The organism is Rhizobium etli CFN 42 (genome assembly GCF_000092045.1).
GTDB lineage: Bacteria > Pseudomonadota > Alphaproteobacteria > Rhizobiales > Rhizobiaceae > Rhizobium > Rhizobium etli.
Genome location: NC_007761.1, coordinates 4,014,376 through 4,033,905, shown reverse-complemented (window position 1 = coordinate 4,033,905; position 19,530 = coordinate 4,014,376). Strand labels below are relative to the sequence as shown.

General features: G+C 61.6%; 21 protein-coding genes. 5 read left to right on the top strand and 16 right to left on the bottom strand.

The features are described 5' to 3' along the window. Positions 1 to 5: 5 nt before the first annotated feature. Positions 6 to 1,022: a DUF2125 domain-containing protein gene (locus RHE_RS19465; protein WP_011427006.1), complete on the bottom strand. Its 1,017-nt coding sequence runs from the start codon at positions 1,020 to 1,022 to the stop codon at positions 6 to 8. A 50-nt stretch (positions 1,023 to 1,072) separates the two neighbouring features. Between RHE_RS19465 and RHE_RS19460 the strand changes: the two genes are divergently transcribed. After that, a complete protein-coding gene (locus RHE_RS19460; protein ID WP_041678768.1) occupies positions 1,073 to 1,603 on the top strand; it encodes a gamma-glutamylcyclotransferase in 531 nt (176 codons plus the stop codon). On the opposite strand, the gene RHE_RS19455 is transcribed toward RHE_RS19460, so the two are convergent. The 4 genes from RHE_RS19455 to ftsE form a co-directional block, all read right to left on the bottom strand. Continuing rightward, entirely contained in the window at positions 1,604 to 2,401 is a 798-nt protein-coding gene (locus tag RHE_RS19455) for a lysophospholipid acyltransferase family protein (RefSeq protein ID WP_011427004.1), read from the bottom strand. Positions 2,402 to 2,599: 198 nt separating this feature from the next. Then, positions 2,600 to 3,316, bottom strand: coding sequence for a YdcF family protein (locus tag RHE_RS19450; RefSeq protein ID WP_187331699.1), 717 nt, complete (start codon positions 3,314 to 3,316; stop codon positions 2,600 to 2,602). 63 nt (positions 3,317 to 3,379) lie between these two features. Then, positions 3,380 to 4,399 carry a cell division protein FtsX gene (locus tag RHE_RS19445; RefSeq protein ID WP_041678767.1) on the bottom strand — a complete coding sequence of 340 codons (1,020 nt, stop codon included), beginning with the start codon at positions 4,397 to 4,399 and terminating at the stop codon, positions 3,380 to 3,382. Next, entirely contained in the window at positions 4,392 to 5,051 is a 660-nt protein-coding gene (ftsE, locus tag RHE_RS19440) for a cell division ATP-binding protein FtsE (protein ID WP_041678766.1), read from the bottom strand. The genes RHE_RS19445 and ftsE overlap by 8 nt, the downstream gene beginning before the upstream one ends. A gap of 206 nt (positions 5,052 to 5,257) precedes the next feature. On the opposite strand from ftsE, the gene RHE_RS19435 reads away from it, so the two are divergent. The 3 genes from RHE_RS19435 to RHE_RS19425 all read left to right on the top strand — a co-directional run bounded on the left by RHE_RS19435 (position 5,258) and on the right by RHE_RS19425 (position 7,077). Next, complete coding sequence (locus tag RHE_RS19435) at positions 5,258 to 5,911, top strand: membrane protein (protein WP_011427000.1); 654 nt, start codon at positions 5,258 to 5,260, stop codon at positions 5,909 to 5,911. Between the two features lie 129 nt (positions 5,912 to 6,040). Continuing rightward, a complete protein-coding gene (hpt, locus tag RHE_RS19430; RefSeq protein WP_011426999.1) occupies positions 6,041 to 6,583 on the top strand; it encodes a hypoxanthine phosphoribosyltransferase in 543 nt (180 codons plus the stop codon). A 134-nt stretch (positions 6,584 to 6,717) separates the two neighbouring features. Further along, complete coding sequence (locus RHE_RS19425) at positions 6,718 to 7,077, top strand: response regulator (RefSeq protein ID WP_010028815.1); 360 nt, start codon at positions 6,718 to 6,720, stop codon at positions 7,075 to 7,077. A 33-nt stretch (positions 7,078 to 7,110) separates the two neighbouring features. On the opposite strand, the gene RHE_RS19420 is transcribed toward RHE_RS19425, so the two are convergent. The 4 genes from RHE_RS19420 to argH form a co-directional block, all read right to left on the bottom strand. Continuing rightward, on the bottom strand, positions 7,111 to 9,771 hold the full coding sequence (locus RHE_RS19420) for a TIGR02302 family protein (protein ID WP_011426998.1): 2,661 nt from the start codon (positions 9,769 to 9,771) through the stop codon (positions 7,111 to 7,113). A gap of 268 nt (positions 9,772 to 10,039) precedes the next feature. Beyond that, positions 10,040 to 11,308 carry a diaminopimelate decarboxylase gene (gene lysA, locus RHE_RS19415; protein ID WP_011426997.1) on the bottom strand — a complete coding sequence of 423 codons (1,269 nt, stop codon included), beginning with the start codon at positions 11,306 to 11,308 and terminating at the stop codon, positions 10,040 to 10,042. 12 nt (positions 11,309 to 11,320) lie between these two features. Beyond that, positions 11,321 to 11,515, bottom strand: coding sequence for an LPS translocon maturation chaperone LptM (gene lptM, locus RHE_RS19410; protein ID WP_003582619.1), 195 nt, complete (start codon positions 11,513 to 11,515; stop codon positions 11,321 to 11,323). 151 nt (positions 11,516 to 11,666) lie between these two features. After that, positions 11,667 to 13,070: an argininosuccinate lyase gene (argH, locus tag RHE_RS19405; protein ID WP_011426996.1), complete on the bottom strand. Its 1,404-nt coding sequence runs from the start codon at positions 13,068 to 13,070 to the stop codon at positions 11,667 to 11,669. Between the two features lie 24 nt (positions 13,071 to 13,094). Here argH and tlpA point away from each other — a divergent pair, with 24 nt between their 5' ends. Further along, complete coding sequence (gene tlpA, locus RHE_RS19400; RefSeq protein ID WP_011426995.1) at positions 13,095 to 13,757, top strand: thiol:disulfide interchange protein TlpA; 663 nt, start codon at positions 13,095 to 13,097, stop codon at positions 13,755 to 13,757. A gap of 177 nt (positions 13,758 to 13,934) precedes the next feature. Here the strand turns inward: tlpA and RHE_RS19395 are convergent, their stop codons facing one another. From RHE_RS19395 to RHE_RS19365, 7 genes are all read right to left on the bottom strand, one after another. Continuing rightward, positions 13,935 to 14,816: a 3-hydroxybutyryl-CoA dehydrogenase gene (locus RHE_RS19395; protein ID WP_011426994.1), complete on the bottom strand. Its 882-nt coding sequence runs from the start codon at positions 14,814 to 14,816 to the stop codon at positions 13,935 to 13,937. Between the two features lie 147 nt (positions 14,817 to 14,963). After that, entirely contained in the window at positions 14,964 to 15,893 is a 930-nt protein-coding gene (locus RHE_RS19390) for an electron transfer flavoprotein subunit alpha/FixB family protein (RefSeq protein ID WP_011426993.1), read from the bottom strand. A gap of 25 nt (positions 15,894 to 15,918) precedes the next feature. Further along, complete coding sequence (locus tag RHE_RS19385) at positions 15,919 to 16,668, bottom strand: electron transfer flavoprotein subunit beta/FixA family protein (RefSeq protein ID WP_011426992.1); 750 nt, start codon at positions 16,666 to 16,668, stop codon at positions 15,919 to 15,921. A gap of 184 nt (positions 16,669 to 16,852) precedes the next feature. Beyond that, entirely contained in the window at positions 16,853 to 17,635 is a 783-nt protein-coding gene (locus RHE_RS19380; protein ID WP_011426991.1) for a rhomboid family intramembrane serine protease, read from the bottom strand. A gap of 32 nt (positions 17,636 to 17,667) precedes the next feature. Further along, positions 17,668 to 18,246 (bottom strand): cob(I)yrinic acid a,c-diamide adenosyltransferase, encoded by a 579-nt coding sequence (locus RHE_RS19375; RefSeq protein WP_011426990.1) that lies wholly within the window; start codon positions 18,244 to 18,246, stop codon positions 17,668 to 17,670. Positions 18,247 to 18,474: 228 nt separating this feature from the next. After that, a complete protein-coding gene (locus RHE_RS19370; protein ID WP_011426989.1) occupies positions 18,475 to 18,678 on the bottom strand; it encodes a twin transmembrane helix small protein in 204 nt (67 codons plus the stop codon). Between the two features lie 14 nt (positions 18,679 to 18,692). Beyond that, positions 18,693 to 19,526, bottom strand: a complete 834-nt coding sequence (locus RHE_RS19365; RefSeq protein ID WP_011426988.1) for an SDR family oxidoreductase — start codon at positions 19,524 to 19,526, stop codon at positions 18,693 to 18,695. Between the last annotated feature and the right edge of the window lie 4 nt (positions 19,527 to 19,530).

Here is a 19,530-nt window from a genome sequence, read left to right as displayed (position 1 = left end):
GGCAGTCAGATCGGCGGGATCTGGCCGAGCGGAATGAAGCCGCTGACGGTGGCATTGCCACGGTCGACGACGAGATCGACCGAGACCTTGTCTCTGCCGCCGGCCAGCGCCTTCAGCATCTTCGTCGCCATGTTGACGGTCGAGGCAAGATCCGGGAAAGCCTGTTTCAGGCTGTCGCCCCAGGGGCCGAGCCGTTCGATCTCCAACTTGAATTTCCCGGAGAGAAAGCCCTGCTCGTCGAAGGAAAAGGGGCCGGTGAGCGTCATCACCTTGCCGTCGCCGATGTCGGCAACGATGCGACGGAGTTCGCCGGCAGAGCCATTGAGGCCGTTCGGGTCGCTGCCGTCGATCAGGCCGGCCTTGCCGACGATCGTGAGATCGACGCTGGCAGAGAGTTTCGGGAGGAGCTGCGGCCAGTCCTTGATCGCGGTCTCCGCATCCTGCACCGAGATGGCGCCGTCGAGATCGGCGCCGTTCTGGCGCAGGTGAATTTCGGTGCGAGCCGCGTCGAAGCTGATGGTCTGGCCGGTATAGGAGGAGATCGCCGTCGCCTTCAGGCCCTCGATGACGGTCGAGCTGTGATCGATGCCCTGCAGCCTGGTCGTCAGGCTCGCCTGCAGATTCGCCCATTGGGCCGAGACCGAAAGGCCGTTTGTGGTGCGGATTTCGGCCGGTGAATCGAGCTCCCAGACGATATGGCTCGGCGCATAGACCTGTGCGGCGGAGCGCAATGCGCCGAAGGTGGCGGAGACGCCGTTGACATTGTCGTCGACATCGATCTTGGAGCAGAACAGACCAATGCGGAAGGGATAGCCGCGGAATTCGATATCGGAGCATTCGCCGGTGACGCCTGCCTGATCGCGCGGCGTGATTGCTTTCAGCACCGTCGTTTTCAAAGCCGATGCGGCATAGAACCAGCCACCGGTATAAAGCGCGATCACCAGGAGGATGCCTCCGCCCAGCAACCAGAATTTCTTGCTGTTGGGGGTTTGGCTGCTGCCGGATCGGCTTGACGCTGCCATGATGTTCTCCAATGGTGAATCGCAAATGTGATTCCGGTCTGGCGTGCGATATGGACGAATTTTGGGTGTTTGGCTACGGCTCACTGATGTGGAATCCGGGCTTCGAGTTCCTGGAGCGGGTAGAAGCTCTGGTGCATGGTTATAGGCGTTCGCTGTGCGTCCGATCCTTCGTCCATCGCGGCACGCGCGACAATCCCGGCCTGGTTCTCGGCCTTGACAGGGGTGGAGCTTGCCGCGGCATGGCGTTCCGTATTTCGGCGCACAAATGGGACGAGGTGATCGATTATCTCCGCGCCCGCGAACTTGTCACCAATGTCTATCTGGAGCGCCGGGTTCGGCTGCAGTTTGCCGGCGGTCGCCGAACGGAAGCGGTTACCTACATCGCTGATCGCGACCACGAGCAATATGCCGGCACGCTCGATGCGCTTGCGGCCGCGCGGGTAGTGAACGAGGCCAGGGGGCAGTCAGGCCCGAACGACGCCTATGTCTTTAACACGCTTGCGCACCTGAGACAGATGGGCATTCGCGACCCCTGGCTGGAGCAGGTCGGCAACGAGGTAGAGCGGCTGCGGGCCGGCTGATCAGGCCGTCGCCGCCTTCACTTTGCGCAGCTCGGTCAGCCGAGCGACCGCCGTTGGCGGCAAAGGCAGATGCGGATTGCGCTCGACGGTATCGATGAGGAGCTCGTCGCTCGCCCGCTCCGTGACCTCGATCAGATGAGCGAAGAAGGCATCCGGATCCATTCCCGGCATGATCGGCGGCAGAATCCTGACCTTGAAATGGCCGGGATAGCGGCGGATGCTCCGTCGCGGCCAGAAGAGGCCGGGATGCATCGCAACCGGCACGACCGGAATGCCAAGATCGCGGTACATGCGGGCGATGCCGTATTTATAAACCGGCTCCGCACCCGGAGGGCGGCGGGTGCCCTCAGGATAGATGATCAGCTGGCGGCCGGTCGAAAGCTCTTCCCTGGTGCGTTTCAGCACTTCTACCATCACCTTGCCGCGGGCGCCGCGGTCGACCGGGATCATGCGCTGCTTCTTCGCATACCAGCCAAAGAGCGGAATCCACATCAGCTCGCGCTTCAGGATATAGACCGGGTCCTTGAGGTTGGGCAGCAGTGCATAGGTGTCCCAGAAGGACTGGTGCTTCGGCGCCAGGATAAAACTGCCCTCAGGCAAGTTCTGCAACCCCTCGATCTCGAAGGTCGTGCCGACGATCATGCGCATCAGCCAATGATTGGAGCGCGCCCAATTCTTTGGAATTGCATAGGCCGTAAGCCGCGGCACCACGAAATAATAGGGCGAGAGCACGATCATCCGAATGATGAGATTGGTGTAGAAGATCGTGTTGAAGAGGACGGAACGCAGGGCGATCATGAAATTATCCCGAGGCATGCTCATGCGACCGGCCTACACGATATTGACCGTCATAAAAAGCGTTTGATGCCGCCCCAGAACAGGATTCAGATTTTAGGCCGAACCTAGAATCTGAATCCTGTTCTGAATTAAAGAGTTAGAGCATGATGTCGTCCGAAAGCCGCTCACACATTTCAGCATCAATGCTCAAGCAAAAGTTCAGTCTGAGGCGGATACGCTTGCCGAGCGCAGTCCGGTGTGACGGCCGAAACCGGTGATGTTGCGGGCGCCTGTTAACAGAACTTTTGCATATTCGGCGAGCATGACGCGCATTGCGTTGGGATCGGTAAACCAGTTGCGGGTCTTCAAATCCGAATTGACCACCGGGTAGGGGATGAATTCGATGTCCGGATCGACATAGGAGAGTTCTGCGAGGCTGCGCGGCATATGATAATTGTTGGTGACGACGAGAACGCTTCTGTATCCCTTGGCGTGGATCCAGTTGGAGGTTTCCTCTGCGTTGCCGATCGTGTCTATTGCATCATGGCCGATATCGACGCAGCAGGAGAAAAGATCGGCCGAGCCTTGCGTCATCTTGCGAATCTGCGCCGGCGTCGTCGTCGGATGGACGCCGGAGATCAGCAGTCGTTTGCCCGCTCCCTTCTGCAGCAGCTCCACGGCCTGGTCGATGCGCTGGTAGCCGCCTGTCAGCACGACGATCGCGTCCGCCTTCGGCTCGACCGGCGGCTTGAGCGTTGTCACGGAATCGGCAAACCGCAGGAAGCCGCCGAACACCAGGGCGATCGCCAGAACGCAGCCAAAGCCGCCCCAGCGGAGCAGGCGGCGGATCGGACCGCGCCGCGGCGGCAAGCCGACCGGATGATCAAGCTCCGGGTCCTGCCGAATCGGGTTGCGTGTCGTATCGCCCATCGTCATGAATCGTGATTATACGCTGATTGCGGCGCGGAACAGACGCTTTCACGATAAAACGGCATGGCATCAACTTGCGATGCCGTCTGTGCGTGTCGGGTCCGAACGCAATGTATCGATTTCATAGATCGTCCGCATGACGGTCAGCCGCGCCGTGACGGTCGTCAAGAGCGCGATGACGATCATCGTCGCGAAGATGCCCGCATAGCCGAGAACGCCAACGGAGAAGGTGCCGAACAGCGCCGTCGCCTGATCCGTTTCTGGCGTTGCCAGCGTGCGGCTCTGCCAGAAGCCGGCGGTGGCGAAGAAAAGAGCGGCAAGCGCGCTGCCGATCGCCGAGCCCTTGAGGCTGATCTTCAGGAAATGCTTCTGAAATTCGGTGGCGACGAAGGAGCTCTCCGCTCCGACAAAATGCAGCACTTCGACAATGTGGCGGTTGCCCGACAGCGCGCCGCGCGTGGCGAAGACGACAGTGAGCACCATTGCCGAAAAAACCAGAAGCAGAACGCCGGTGCCGATCAGCACCGTCGTGTGCGCCATGGAGACCAGCCGGTCGACCCAGGTGCGGTGATCGTCAAGGCTCGCCTGCGGGATGCTGTCCTTCAGGAGGCCTCGCATCGCATCGAAATCCGGCGGATTGTTTTCGTCGATGGTGATGACGACGAGACGGGGAACCGGCAGATCCTTGAGATCGAGACCGGGCCCGAGCCAGGGTTCGAGCAACCGGGCGGTGGCTGCCTCATCGACGATCTGGCCGCTTTTGGTGCCGACGAAAGTCAGCGCGAGGTCGCGCGCCTGCGTCAGCGCCTTTTCCATGTCGAAATTGTCGTCCGGCTTGATCTGGATGGTGATCTCGCGGGAGATCTGGCTCTCCCAGCTTGCCGCCGTCGAACGCACCATGCTGACGCCGCCGAGCGTCAGGCAGGCGAGAAAGGCCATGATCGATATGACCACCATCAGGGCATTGCCCTGGATATTGGAGGGCGGCAGAATCGGCGCGGTCGGGCGCACGCGCATTTCCGGGCGCTTCTGCTGGGCTGCAGGCTGGGCCGGCGCCTTCTCTCGGTTCCTGGACGGGGGCTCAGTCATAGATATCGAGATGCCCCTCCGAGAGGATCATACGGCGGGCTTCCACCTGTTCCATCAGCGTCAGGTCATGGGTGGCGATGACGACCGCTGTACCAAGCCGATTGAGTTCGAGGAAAAGATTGAGCAGGCGCCTGGCCATCGGCGGGTCGACATTGCCCGTCGGTTCGTCAGCCAGCAGGACTTCCGGCCGGTCCATCAGCGCCCGGGCGATGGCGGCGCGCTGCTTCTCCCCGCCGGAGAGGACCGGCGGCAGCACGTTGATGCGTTCGCCGAGCCCGACCCATTTCAAGAGTTCCAGAACGTCGGTCTTGTAGGAGCTTTCCTCCTTGCCGCGCACCCGCAAGGGCAAAGCGACATTCTCATAGGTCGTGAGATGGTCGAGCAGGCGAAAATCCTGGAAGACGATGCCGACGCGGCGGCGCAGCAGCGGCAGTTCCGGCCGGGGAATTTCGGAAATATCGCGGCCGAACATGCGGATCAGGCCGCGCGTCGGCTGCAACGACATGAAGAGCATCCGCAGAAGCGACGTCTTGCCGGCACCCGACGGGCCCGTCAGGAACTGAAAGGACTTTTTCGGAATGTCGAAGGTCAGGTCCCGGAGGATTTCCGGGCCCATGCCATAGCGCAAACCGACATTCTCGAAGTGGATCAACGGGCAGCTCAGTCTGTTCTTGGTTTCACCGCGTGACTTGTTAACCAACACCGTTAACAGCCGGTAAATTTTGCCGGAAAGACGCCCGTTTGATGGCAATCTTTGCGAAGCATTAACCATTAAAATTTACGACTGAGAAGGATTCGTTTCAATGCCCAGATTTCTTGCGGCAGCGAAACCATGTGGACATCTGCGAGGCAGCCACCATGGAAGCATCCTCCTTCAGCCGCCGGACACCGGGTCAGGCCTATGATTTCCTGCCGCCCGAACCCGCACGCCGCCAGTATCGTTCGACACGTCCTGCCGATGTTTCCGACGCCGAATTCGTGACGGTCGGCAAAACCCGGCCGAAGGACTTCAGCCCGAAGATCCATAACGACAACAGCAGCCGCATGGCGGCAGCGCGCGCCGTACGGCCGCCGCTCCTGCTGGCGATGGCGGCTTCCGCTCTGCGAAGGGCGGAATCCTGGCTGCAGCGGGCGTCGCTGCGCAGCTTCGCGGTGCTGGTACTGGCGCTCGCCGTGCTTGTTTTCGGGCTCGCAGGCGGCTTTTCCGGCCTTTCCGCGGCGGGCGCCTCCTCCGGAGCGCCGCTGCATTTCACCCATGTCACCGTGACGCCGCGTGATGCGAACGGCATGCGTGTGCTCGTCGTCAACGGCATCATCGAAAACGAAAGCGGCACCACGCAGACGGTGCATCCGATCCGCGCCGATCTGGTGACCGACGAACGGCTGACGGCAAGCGTCGTCATTGATCCGCCCGCCGACGTCATCTATGACGGCCAAAGCCGCGGCTTTTCAGCCCGCGTCCAGCACGTCGGCGGAAAATTGCCGGAGGTTCGGCTTTCCTTCCTGCCGTAGAAATAATGCGATTCGCGATGGCTTTCCGCCACAGGACCCGCCAATCCCGTTGATTTCCTGACCGGCGAGGCTGTTTCAGGCGCGCATATGTGCTAACGGCTTACCCTTCATTTCACGGAGCAAGCCCTTATGCCTGTCGTGCGCGGAAAAAATATCGAGCCGCTCTTCACCGCCGAGCAGATCGCGGAGCGCAATCATGCGATGGCGCGGGAGATCGCCAACGGGCCGACCAAGGACCTGCTCGTCATTGCGGTGCTCAAGGGCTCCTTCATCTTCGCCGCCGACCTGATCCGCGCCCTGCATCACACCGGGCTTGCCCCGGAGGTCGAGTTCATCACGCTGTCGAGTTACGGCACCGGCACGGTTTCCCAAGGCGTGCGCATCGTCAAGGATATCGACAGCGACGTGCATGGCCGAGATGTCCTCCTAATCGACGATATTCTCGAGTCCGGCCGGACGCTGCTTTTTGCCAAGGAACTGCTTTTCGAACGTGGCGCCCGCAACGTGACGATCGCCGTGCTGCTCGACAAGCGGGTGAAGCGCAAGGAAAAGCTGGAGGCCGATTATGTCGGCTTCGAATGTCCCGATTACTTCGTCGTCGGCTACGGCATGGACGTTGCCTATGCGTTTCGCGAACTGCCCTTCGTCGGCGTGGTGACCGGCGACGCTTGAGGATGCTGGCATCACTTCCTTGCCGGGTGAAGACGGGTTGTTAACCATCTCGCCCATCGCTTCGCCATCTTTACCGATCGAAAAGGAAAGTCTGGTGATTTCCGTCGCGGGGCTGAAGACGGAGCAATGCACATATGGCAAGAATTCTGATTACGGAAGACGAGGATTCCCTGCGGTCTTTCGTAGCCCGGGCCTTGCGGCTCGACGGTCACGAGACCGATGAAGCGGCCGACGGCGCCGAGGGGCTGGAGAAGCTGAAGGACGGGGTCTACGATCTGCTGCTGTCGGACATCCGCATGCCCGTCATGGACGGCATCGAACTCGCCCATCAGGCGAAAGACGCCTTCCCTGCTTTGAAGATCCTGCTGATGACAGGATATGCTGAGCAGCGCGAGCGCGCCGACGACCTCGCAGAAAAGATCATCGACGTCGTCGCCAAGCCATTTGCGCTTCCCGATATCCGCAAGGCTGTCGCCCGGGCACTCGTCGCTTAGAGCGCGCGCCTGTCTTTGACGGCGGTATAAGGCTTACTGGATATCCAGAAGCCGTTCGAGATACCGCCGTTCCATTTCTTGTGGCGGATTGTTGCCGAGCTTCTCGCGGATCGCATCAAGAATTTCGCGTGCGCGCTGAACGTCGATTTCGTCCGGTACCTTCACGCCGTCGTCATCCATATAGCTCTTGCTCATGCGTGGCCGCCCCAGCGGATCCCGGCCGTTCTGATCGCCCTGGCCGACCTGGCCGTTCGGGCCCTGTCCCTGCTGGCCCCGCTGCGCCTGCATCATCTGGTTCATCATGTCGCGGGCGCCCTGGCGAAGGGCTTCCAGCGCACGGCCTTGGTTCTCGACGGCCGTGTCGCCGCGGCCCTGGCCGAGTTCGCGGCCGGCGCCGTCCATCTCGCGTCGAGCCTGGCCAAAGCCCGCGCCGGGCTTCATGCCCATTTCGCCAAGTTTCTTCTGCAATTCGCCGAGCTGCTTGCCGAGGGCATCCTGCTGGGCGCGCAACTGTTTCAGCGCTTCCCTGAGCTGCTCGGCCGTCATCTGCTCGGAAGGTTGCTGGCCCTGACCTTGCTGGCCCTGGCGTTGCTGCCCTTGCTGCTGGTCCTGCGGCTCGCCATTCTCTCCAGGCATCATCTCGTCGAGCAACGGATCGTTTTCGCCCATATCGGATTCGCCGCGCTGCATGCGGTCCTTGAGCTGCTGATCGAGGCGGAAGGTTTCTTCCATCAGCTTCTGCTGATCGCGCAGGATCTCGCCGAGCTTGTCGATCTGCTTGCGGGCTTCGCTGTTTTCCTGACCCCGCTGCGGTCGGCCGGCCTGCAGGTTGTTCATCATGCGCTGCAATTCCGACAGCATCTGCTGCGCCGCGTCGCGATTGCCGGAGCGGGCGAGATTTTCGATCTGGTCCATCATCCGTTCCAGATCCTGCTGGCGCAGGATGTTCTGCGCATTCTGGTTCGGCTGCATCGTCGGGGCGTTCTGCATCCGCTGGGCAAGCTCGCTCAGGTAATCCTGCATCGCCTTGCGCAGCTCATCCATCAGCTTCTTGATCTCTTCGTCGGGCGCATTGCGGTTCAACGCGTCGGCAAGCTTCTGCTGGGCTTCGCGCAGCTTGCGCTCGGCAAGCGAAAGATCGCCGTCCTCCATGCCGAGCGCAATCTCCCAGAGATATTGGGCCGTATCCTTCAGCGCCTCCTCGCCTTTTGCCAGCTTCATGCGGGCCAAGGCCGATTCCAGTAACAGGTAGTTGGTGAGCTTGGGGATGGTCTCCTCGGGACGGATGGTCAGCGCCTCGTTTAGGGCGATCGCCTGCGGCATCTTACGGGTATCGAGCGCGAAAACCTGTCGCTCCTCGGCGACGGCTGCGGCAAGCGGCTCGTTGAAGGGCCGCGACGGCAGCGCCATCTCGTAGGGCGGGCTGCGGCCGGTCTGGCCTGCGGCATCCTTGGCAACGAGGGTAATGCGCACCGGCTTGCCGGCAAGCGGATGTTCGGTCAGATTCCGGCTGGTCACGCCCTTGGCGTCGCGGGCGTTGCGGCGGGGAATATCCAGCCGGTACTCCGGCAGCGGATAGAGCGGCGTCGCCGTCGGATCGTTTTCCAGAGGAACGATCTCCGCATGGGCTTCCTGGACGCCGTAGTCGTCCCTGACGGTGAAGCCGATTTCCAGCGCCCCGTTGACGCTTACCTTCGGCATGCCGTCAAAGGCGATTTCAGGCGCCTTGTCAGGCAGCACGTCGAAGCTCCAGCGGCGACCATTGACCTCGAGCGCACCGTTTTCCTCAAGCTTCATCACATGCGTCTGCGCGACGAGGGCATTGTTGGCAGGCGCGCCGGCCGTCGGCTGCTCGCCGGCAGGTTCGGTTGCCTGCCGCGGCCTTGCGTCGGCCTGTACGGCGATATCCCGCGCCTCGCCGTTCGCTTTGCGGAACACGACCTTCTCGGCCGTCTTTCCGCCGCTGACGCGCACGGTTAGACCGGAGAACTGCGGAATGCCGATCGACGCCTGTTCGCTGCCATCGGTAGTCAAGTAAACCGGCGCGCGACCGGTATAGGAGGGCGGCGTCACCCAGGCATCGATGCGCACCGCCGGATCGACCGCCACCCGCTCTGGCGCTGCCTGCAATGCGTCGCCAATCGAGCCGCCGTTGAGCGACAGTGAATAGCCAAAAGCGGTGACGAGCAGCAAAGCAGGGATGGCGCGCAGGGCGAAGCGGTCACGTGCGGCGATATCGGGCCGCGGCATGCCGGCATCGAGTGCTGCGATTTTTTCGGCCATGCGCACCTGGTGCTCACGCCAAAGTGCCCGCGAAAAGGGCGTGTCGTGGGCCGGCTCGTCTTCCTGGACGGCAACTGGCTGGTGCGGCAGGCCGTTGCGCTCTTCCAGCATGCGATCGGCTTCAGCGGTTTTCGGCCAGCGCAGATGGCGGAAGGGGACAAGCGAAGCGAGGAACGCCGCGGCAAACGCGATCAGCAGCAGGATACGCAGCCAGTCCGGCACGTTGCGGAAGATGCCGAACCAGGAGGCTGAGAGATAAATGGCGACGATGCAGAGGACCGACATCAGCAGCGGCAGCAGCTGCTCGAAGAAAAGCACGGTGCGCGCTAGCAGGCGTTTCGTCGTTACCAGCCGGGCAAGCGAGGGACGGAGCGCAAATGCACCCTTCCTCTGCCTTGATGGGCTTGTCATCGGTCCGGTCTCCGCGATCTGGCGTTCTGGTACAGAGGGCGCTTCCGGCGATTGCGGGGCAATACGCTCATGAACGAAAGGATAACACTCTTTGTGGCGAAGGCGAGGGCGAACGGGCAGGAATACCGCCTTTTCACGTTTATTCGCCGAAAAGTGATTTTGCCGCTAAAGCGTGCCGCGATCGTTCGGAGGATCTTCTTGCGCTTTAGCTTTTTGTTTTACGCATGTCGTTAACCCAAAACCGCTTCACACTTTTGCGCGACATGCTCTAGTCGAGCCAGGCCGGAACGGAATCGAGGCTGATCAGCTCCGCATAGGTCCTGCGCGGACGAATCACATGAAAATCGCTGCCCTTGACCAGAACCTCGGGCACCAGCAGACGGCTGTTATAGGTGCCTGCCTGCACCGCGCCATAGGCGCCGGCAGTGCTGACGGCCATCAGGTCGCCGGGCTTCGGCATCGCCATTTCGCGGTCGAGTGCCAGATAATCGCCGGTCTCACAAACGGGGCCGACCACGTCGGCGCGGATGCGCGGCGCGTTCGCTGCCGAAATCGTCACCGGACGGATCTCGTGATAAGCCTCGTAGAGTGTCGGGCGAATGAGGTCGTTCATCGCGCCGTCGACGATGACGAAGGTCTTCTCGCCGCCGTCCTTCACATAAAGAACTTCGGTCACAAGGATGCCGGCATTGCCGACGATCAGGCGACCGGGTTCGGTGATGATCTTGCAGTTCAGGCCGCGCAGCTGGTTCTTGACGATCGCGGCATAGGCATCGGGCAGCGGCGGCGGATTGTTGTCGTCCTTGTAGGGAACGCCGAGGCCTCCGCCGATGTCGACGTGATGGATGGAGTGGCCATCGGCGCGCAGCGTCGCGACGAGGTCGCTGAGCAGCTTGAAGGCGTCGTCGAAGGGCTGCAGCTCGGTGATCTGGCTGCCGATATGCATGTCGATGCCGGTGACTTCAATGCCGGGCAGTTTGGCGGCATGGGCATAGATGGCGCGGGCGCGATCCCAGGAGATGCCGAACTTGTTTTCCTTCTTGCCGGTCGAGATCTTCGCATGCGTTTTGGCATCGACATCAGGATTGATACGGAAGGAGACCGGTGCCGTCTTGCCGGCGTTGACGGCGCGCTGATTGAGAATCTCGAGCTCAGGCTCGGATTCGACGTTGAAGCAGTAGATGCCGGCCTCAAGCGCGAAATCCATCTCCTGCGGCGTCTTGCCGACGCCCGAAAACATGATGCGGTTCGCCGGAATGCCGGCGGCAAGCGCACGGCGCAGTTCGCCTTCCGAGACGACGTCGATGCCGGCGCCAAGGCGCCCCAAGGTCTTCAGCACGGCTTGGTTCGAATTCGCCTTCATCGCATAGCAGACCATGGAGTCGACATCGGCGAAGGCTTCCGAGAAGACGCGATAGTGGCGCTCCAGCGTTGCCGTGGAATAGACGTAGAACGGCGTGCCGACCGCCTTGGCGATCTCGGGAACGGGGACGTTCTCGGCGTAAAGGATGCCGTCGCGATAATCGAAATGGTTCACGGGGTGCGCGCCTTAAAGGAGGGGGTCAAGAAGGAAGGGCTTGTCAACGGTGCCGGGCTGTTTCGTCGGCTTGGAAACGTCACCTTCCTTCGTCGCCGCAGCACTCGGCGGATCGAGATCGCCCTTGCGTCCGCATCCGGCAACGGCAAGGCCGATGACGGCGAGCACCGCCGTCAGGCGGATGAGGTGCGGTAAGCTCTTCTGCATGGATATCCTCTTGTGCGGCGCATGGCTGAATCATTCATGTCGAATGACGGGATCTTCATAGCGAAGTTTATCCGCCTTGTGCACCCTGATTGATGGGCGGCCTTCCCGCGCTTGCAGGAAGGGGAGGCGGCTTTCACCCGCCAGGTCTCTCTCAATTGCGGGCGCGCCAGAAGGCGATCTGTTTGCGCACTTCAGAGGGCGCCGTGCCGCCGAAGCTCTTGCGGCTGGCGACCGAGGCTTCTACCGTCAACACGTCGTAGACCTTGTCGGTGATTGCGGAATGAATCGCCTGCAGGTCAGAGAGCGGCAGCTCGGCAAGATCGCAGCCCTTGCTTTCGGCGAGCGCCACGGCGCGGCCGGTGACGTGATGGGCGTCACGGAAGGGCAGGCCCGCTTCGCGCACCAGCCAGTCGGCAAGATCGGTCGCCGTTGAAAAGCCGGAGCCGGCCGCCGCCTTCATGCGTGCGGTGTTGACGGTCATGTCGCGCACCATGCCGGTCATGGCGGCGATCGCCAGTTCCAGGCTCTCGGCTGCGTCGAAGACCTGCTCCTTGTCTTCCTGCATATCCTTGGAATAGGCGAGCGGCAGGCCTTTCATGATCGTTAGCAGTGCGATCAGCGAGCCGTTGATGCGGCCGGTCTTGGCGCGCACCAGTTCGGCCGCATCGGGATTCTTTTTCTGCGGCATGATCGAGGAACCGGTCGAGAAGGCGTCGGACAGGCGCACGAAGCCGAATTGCGGCGTCGACCAGATGACGATCTCTTCCGCGAGGCGCGACAGATGCATGCCCGCTATTGCGGCGATCGCGAGGAATTCGATGGCAAAGTCGCGGTCGGAGACCGTATCGATGGAGTTGCGGGTGGGCTCGCGGAAACCCAGCGCCTTGGCCGTCATGTGGCGGTCGATCGGATAACCGGTGCCGGCCAGCGCAGCCGCGCCGATCGGGCTTTCGTCCAGATGTTCGATCGCGTGGCGCACCCGCGAACGGTCGCGGCCGAACATTTCGACGTAGGCCATGCAGTGATGGCCGAAGGTGACGGGCTGGGCGGTCTGCAGATGGGTGAAGCCGGGCATGACGCTTTCGGCATGTTCCTCGGCGCGGTCGAGGAAGGCGGCGATCAGACCGGTCAGCATCTGTTCGGTCTTCTGCAGTTCTTCCTTCACCCACAGGCGGAAATCGAGCGCCACCTGGTCATTGCGCGAGCGGGCGGTGTGCAGCCGGCCGGCGGCCGGACCGATCAGGGTCGCCAGGCGTGCTTCGACGTTCATGTGGATGTCTTCGAGCTGGCGGGAGAATTCGAAATTGCCGCTTTCGATTTCTGACAGGATCGTGTTTAGCCCGTGAACGATCTTGTCTTTATCGTCTGATGAAATGATCCCCTGATGGGCGAGCATCGTCGCATGGGCAATGGAACCACGGATATCCTGCGCGAATAGCTTCTTGTCGAAACCGATCGAGGCATTTATCTCCTCCATGATCGCGTCCGGGCCGGAGGCGAAGCGCCCACCCCACATCTGGTTGGAGGATTTGGTGTCCGTGTTGTTCTCGGCCATAAGATGCCCGTCCTGGAGAATGAAATGACGACGAAAAAACCCTTCGGCCTGCCGTCCGGAAAACTGATCGCAATCGCCGCCGTCGCAGGTGTCGTTGCAGGTGCGGCAGCGGTATACGTGAAGGAGACGGGCATTGGCAATGGCATCGGCAGCAGCGCTTCGGCCGAATGCGCGCTGGCAAAGGAGCGCGCCGCCAATCTGACGCCGCTCATGAGGGGGCAGGTCGCCGCCATGGTTGCCGCCAACGAGCCGCGCAAGCTCGCCGCGGTTTCCTTCAACGGGCCGGACGGCAAATCAGTGGGGCTCGATCATTTCGCCGGCAAGACCGTGCTGCTCAATCTCTGGGCGACATGGTGCGTGCCCTGCCGCGAGGAGATGCCGGCGCTGAACGCTCTGGAAAAGGAGATGGGCAGCGACAAGTTCCAGGTCGTGCCCGTCAATATTGACAGCGGCGACGATGAAAAGCCGAAGACTTTCCTTGCCGAGATTGGTGTCGATGCGCTGCAGCTTTACCGCGACAATACGATCGGCGTCTTCAACAGCCTGAAGAAGGAAGGCCTCGCTTTTGGCCTGCCGGTGACGCTGCTGCTCGACGACAGGGGCTGCCTGATTTCCGCCATGAACGGGCCTGCTGTCTGGGACAGCGAAGATGCGAAGGCGCTGATCAAGAGTGCGATCGGGTCGTGAGGATATCGCTCAGGAGTCCCCATCTCCTCTTATGAGGAAGACGCCCGCGAGCCCGATCAGGACGCAGCATTGCAGCAGGAACATGGGTGTTTCGGTCGACATGGCATTCCTCCCGTTCCCGGCAAGGAAAGCATTTCGCGGGCGTGCGGTCCATTCGCCCTTTCTGATGATGTCTGCTTACCGCGTCGGGACGGGCACTTCGCCGCGATAGTCGTAGAAGCCGCGGCCGGATTTGCGTCCGAGCCAGCCGGCTTCGACATATTTCACCAACAGCGGGCAGGGGCGATACTTCGAGTCCGCCAGGCCGTCATGCAGCACCTGCATGATCGACAGGCAGGTGTCGAGACCGATGAAATCGGCAAGCTGCAGCGGCCCCATTGGATGGTTGGCGCCGAGCTTCATCGCCGTATCGATGGCGTCGACGGTGCCGACACCTTCGTAGAGCGTATAGATCGCCTCGTTGATCATCGGCAGCAGGATGCGGTTGACGATGAAGGCTGGGAAGTCCTCGGCGACGGTGACGGTCTTCTCCAGCGAGCCGACGAACTCCTTGGCGGCGGTGAAGGTCTTCTCGTCGGTCGCAATGCCGCGCACCAGTTCGACCAGCTTCATCACCGGCACCGGGTTCATGAAATGTATGCCCATGAAGCGCTCGGCGCGGTCGGTGGCGGCAGCAAGACGGGTGATGGAAAGCGAAGAGGTGTTGGTGGCCAGCAACGCTTCCGGCTTCATCACCGGACAAACCTGGCTATAAATCTTGCGCTTGACGCTTTCGTCCTCGGTGGCCGCCTCGATGACGAGATCGGACGGGGCGAGATCGTTGACATCGGCGGAGCCTGATATGCGCGACAAGGTCGCCTTGCGTTCCTCGTCGGTCATCTTGCCGTTCGTCACCAGGCGGGCAAGATTGCCATTGATGGTGGCGAGGCCGGATTCGATGCGGTCCTGTGACAGATCGTAGATGTGGACCCGGTAACCTGCGGCGGCCGAAACATGCGCGATGCCGCAGCCCATCTGGCCGGCACCGATGATACCAATATTCTTCAACACCGCACTCATCTCCAAACCCCCGCTCGCCATTCGCCCCCGCGCTGCCGCATTATTAGCAATACTGCCGGACGAAGGATCGCCCGGCAGTAAGTAGTAGACCGATAAAAGACAATTTTCCAGTCATTCGCAAGTGCGAAAGAAAGGCATTTGCCTCGCTCAGAGCGCCTTTTGCAGTTCCGGCAGGGCGTCGAAGAGGTCGGCGACGAGGCCGTAGTCGGCGACCTGGAAGATCGGCGCCTCCTCATCCTTGTTGATGGCTACGATCACCTTCGAATCCTTCATGCCGGCCAGATGCTGGATGGCGCCGGAGATGCCGCAGGCGATATAGAGATCGGGCGCCACCACCTTGCCGGTCTGGCCGACCTGCCAGTCGTTGGGGGCATAACCGGCATCGACGGCCGCACGGCTGGCGCCGACGGCGGCACCGAGCTTGTCGGCAACCGGCAGGATGACCTCCCTGAACTTCTCGGCCGAGCCGAGCGCCCGGCCGCCGGAGATGATGACCTTGGCCGAGGTCAGTTCCGGACGTTCCGACGCCGACAGCGCATCGGAGACGAACCGCGACAGACCCGGATCGGAGACGGCCGGGATCGCCTCGACAGAGGCAGAGCCGCCTTCAGCCGCAGAGGCAAACGAGGCGGTTCGCACGGTGATCACCTTCTTGGCGTCGCTGGCCTGCACCGTCTGGATGGCGTTGCCGGCATAGATCGGCCGCTTGAAGGTATCGGGGCTGACGACTTCGATGATCTCCGAGACCTGGGCGACATCGAGCAGGGCGGCGACGCGCGGCAGCACCGTCTTGCCGACCGAGGTGGCGGCCGAGACGATGGTGTCGTAGGAGCCGGCGAGCGAGACGATCAGATCGGCCAGCGGCTCGGCGAGATTGTTGGCAAGCGCCTCGCTTTCGGCCAGCAGCACCTTGGAGACGCCGGAGAGTTTTGCCGCCTGATCGGCCGCAGCCCTGGCGCCCTTGCCGGCAACCAGCACATGCACATCGGAGCCGATCTGCGAGGCTGCCGTCAGCGCCTTGGCGGTCTGGTCAGAAAGATGATTGCCGTCATGGTCGGCCAGAAGAAGAATGGTCATGATAGTTGCTCCTGTTCCAACCCGATTACAGCACGCCGGCTTCGTTCTTCAGCTTGTCGACGAGTTCGGCGACCGACTTGACCTTGACGCCGGCCTTGCGGCCACTCGGCTCCTCGGTCTTCAGCACCTTCAGCCGCGGCGTCGTGTCGACGCCGAAATCGGCAGGCGTCTTCTTGTCGAGCGGCTTCTTCTTCGCCTTCATGATGTTCGGCAGCGAGGCATAACGCGGCTCGTTGAGACGCAGGTCGGTGGTGATGACCGCCGGCAGCTTGATCTCGATCGTCTGCAGGCCGCCATCGACCTCGCGGGTGACCTGAGCCTTGCCGTCACCGATCTCGATCTTCGAGGCGAAGGTCGCCTGGGCCGAACCCAGCAATGCCGCCAGCATCTGGCCGGTCTGATTGCTGTCGTCGTCGATCGCCTGCTTGCCTGATATGATCAGCCCCGGCTGCTCGGCATCGGCGACACCTTTGAGGATCTTGGCGACGGCGAGCGGCTCGACTTGATCGTCGGTCTCGACCAGGATCGCCCGGTCGGCGCCCATGGCGAGTGCCGTCCTCAGCGTCTCCTCGGCCTTGCCAGGGCCGATCGACACCACCACCACTTCCTCCGCCTTGCCGGCCTCCTTCAATCGCAGCGCCTCTTCCACCGAGATCTCGTCGAACGGGTTCATCGACATCTTCACATTGGCAAGCTCGACACCCGTGCCATCCGGCTTAACCCGGATCTTCACGTTGTAGTCGACAACCCGCTTGACGGGCACGAGAATCTTCATGGGGGCCTTCCTTCAAGAGAAACTGGTTTCACGAGTTTTTTGAAAAATGCGCGCTCAAGCGCCGCTTCGATTGTCGAATGGCGACATGGATACGCGTTTTTCCTCCAAATACAACGCTTGCATGACGCCGGCAGGGAATCGCCCCGGCAATATATTTACGTTTACGTATACGTCAACAGATCGGTCAGCGCCGATCTCGACCCCAGGGAAGACGCGCCTCGCTACGGCCGCCAGTGCCGGCCGCAACGGCCCCGGCTCCATCCCTTACGGCGCGGGGCGTTACGATTTCCCGGTCGAACAGCGGCACGCCTGGACGACGCAGAACGAGGATCAGCAGGGCACCGGCAAGGATGCCGCCGACATGGGCGCCCCAGGAAACATCGCCATCCGGCGCAATCGCCAGCATGAAGAATTGTTGTCCAATCCACAAAAGCAGCGGCACGAAGGCGGGCAGGGGCAAGGGCACACGCAGGAACACCAGCACCCAGACCCTGACGCGCGGATGCAGCATGACATAAGCGGCAACGACGCCGGAGATCGCCCCGGAAGCTCCGACCAGCGGCGCTTCCGATGTCGTCGTCAACAGACCGTGGCAAAGGGCGCCGGCAGCCGCGCAGAGGAGGTAGAAAAGCAGGAAGCGCATATGCCCCATCGCATCCTCGACATTGTCGCCGAAGACCCAGAGGAAGACCATGTTGGAGGCCAGATGCCAGAAACCCGCATGGATGAAGGCATAGGTGAGATAGGTCAACGGCTCCGGCACGATTTCCAATCCCGGTGCCAATTGCGCGTGGCCGAAGGCGATCGCCGGAATAAAGCCGAGACCAACCGTCGTCGCCTGGGCAGCCAGTTCGCTCTCCAGACTGGTGAAGAGCCAGACCGCGACATTCAGGATGATCAAGGCCAGGGTCACCCACTGGACCTTGATGTGCTTCAGTGTATTGGCATCGTGAAGTGGTATGAACATAAGGCCCCCCGGCGATCGTGATCGCGGCAAACCTATCTGTTTTTCCCCGGAACCCAAAGCACATCCGCACGACCCTGGCCATTTGCATGGCGGGCCGCGACGAAGAGGAAATCCGAGAGCCGATTGATATATTTCATCGCGATCTCGCCGACGATCTCACCGTCCGTTCGCCCAAGCGTGACCATCAGGCGCTCGGCCCGGCGCGCGATCGTCCGGGCGAGATGCAGATGCGCGGCGGCCGGGCTGCCGCCTGGTAGGATGAAGGATTTCAGCGGATCCAGATCGGCGTTCAGCCGGTCGATATCGCGTTCGATCCGCTCGACCTGCGTCTCGACGATCCGCAACGGCTCATAGGCCGGGGGCTCGCCGGTGTCGGGAGTGGCGAGATCGGCGCCGAGGTCGAAGAGATCGTTCTGGATCGAAATCAGCATCGCGTCGAGCTCGGGCAAGCCTGTCGTGTAAAGCCGCGCCAGGCCGATCGCGGAATTGGCCTCGTCGATCGTGCCGTAGGCGGCGACGCGCAGGTCGTCCTTCCTCCGGCGCCGGCCGGAGGCCAATCCGGTCGTGCCGTCGTCGCCTGTTTTAGTGTAGATCTTGTTGAGCTTTACCATATTGCACCGCCGGTCGACGGAAGAGTGGCGACGTCAACGCGTCCTCCCTCATTCCTGTGCTTGTCACAGGAATCCAGTGCGCCCAAGTCCTTGGGCGCTGGAGACACTTTTGACCGTCGGATTTTGTTATTCATCGCGCTGACGCGCGGTGGCTGCATTCCTGTGACAAGCACAGGAATGAGGGAGGATCTGTTTGCGCGTATCATCAAAATCCGCTCCACGGTTTCCTCAACTCGGACGGCCGCCGCCGGTGATCCAGAGTGTCAGCATGATCAGAATGACGGCGACTGCCTGCAACAGGACACGAAGCTGCATCAGCTTGTTGGAAATATTGGCGTCGCCACCCTTCATCATGTTGAAGAGGCCGCGAATCAGCACGAGGGCGACGATGCCCATGACGATGATCGCAAGAATATAGGTGACCGTAGACATGGCGTTCAGCTTTCTCAGTCCGTCCAGCGCATCAGATTGTAGAAGAGGTCCGCCGGAAGCAGCCGCTTCAGGAGCATGCCCTGTTTAGCCGGAGTCGTTACAGGATAATGTGGCTTTGGATTTTTCGCGGTCAATGCGTGTCTCAACACCGAATAGACCGCCTCGGGGCCAAGTTTATGGCGGTTGACCGGCCCCGAACCCTCAAGCCTCGCCAACTGCCTGATATAATCGGCCGCGTGCGGCGAGTTCTCGACGTCGATATTCTCCTTGATCTTTGCGAGCGCATTGGCGGTGAAACGTGTGGCGATCGGTCCTGGCTCGATCAGGCTTACATGGATGCCGCTGCCCTGCAACTCCATGCGCAGGGTAATGCTGAGGCCCTCGAGCGCGAATTTGGAGGCGGTGTAGGCGCCGCGATAGCGATAGGGGACCAGGCCGAGAATGGAAGAGCATTGCACGATCCGGCCCTGCCCATGTCTGCGCATCGAAGGAATCAGCTGCCGCGTCAATTCGTGCCAGCCGAAGAAATTCGCCTCGAACTGCGCGCGCAGCGCTGCCGTCGAAAGATCCTCAACGGCGCCCGGCTGGCCATAGGCGCCGTTGTTGAAGAGTGCGTCGACGCGACCGCGGCTGCGTTGGAGAACCGCGCCGACCAGCTCGGTGATCGTCTCGGCCCTGGCATAGTCCATCAAAAAGGCTTCGATGCCGTCGGCTTCCAGCGCCGACAGATCAACCGCCTTGCGCACCGTCGCAAAGACACGCCAGCCATCGGTTTTCAGCGCCCGGGCGCAGTAAGCGCCGATGCCGGAGGAACAGCCGGTGACGACGATTGTGCGCTGTTCCGCCATGGAA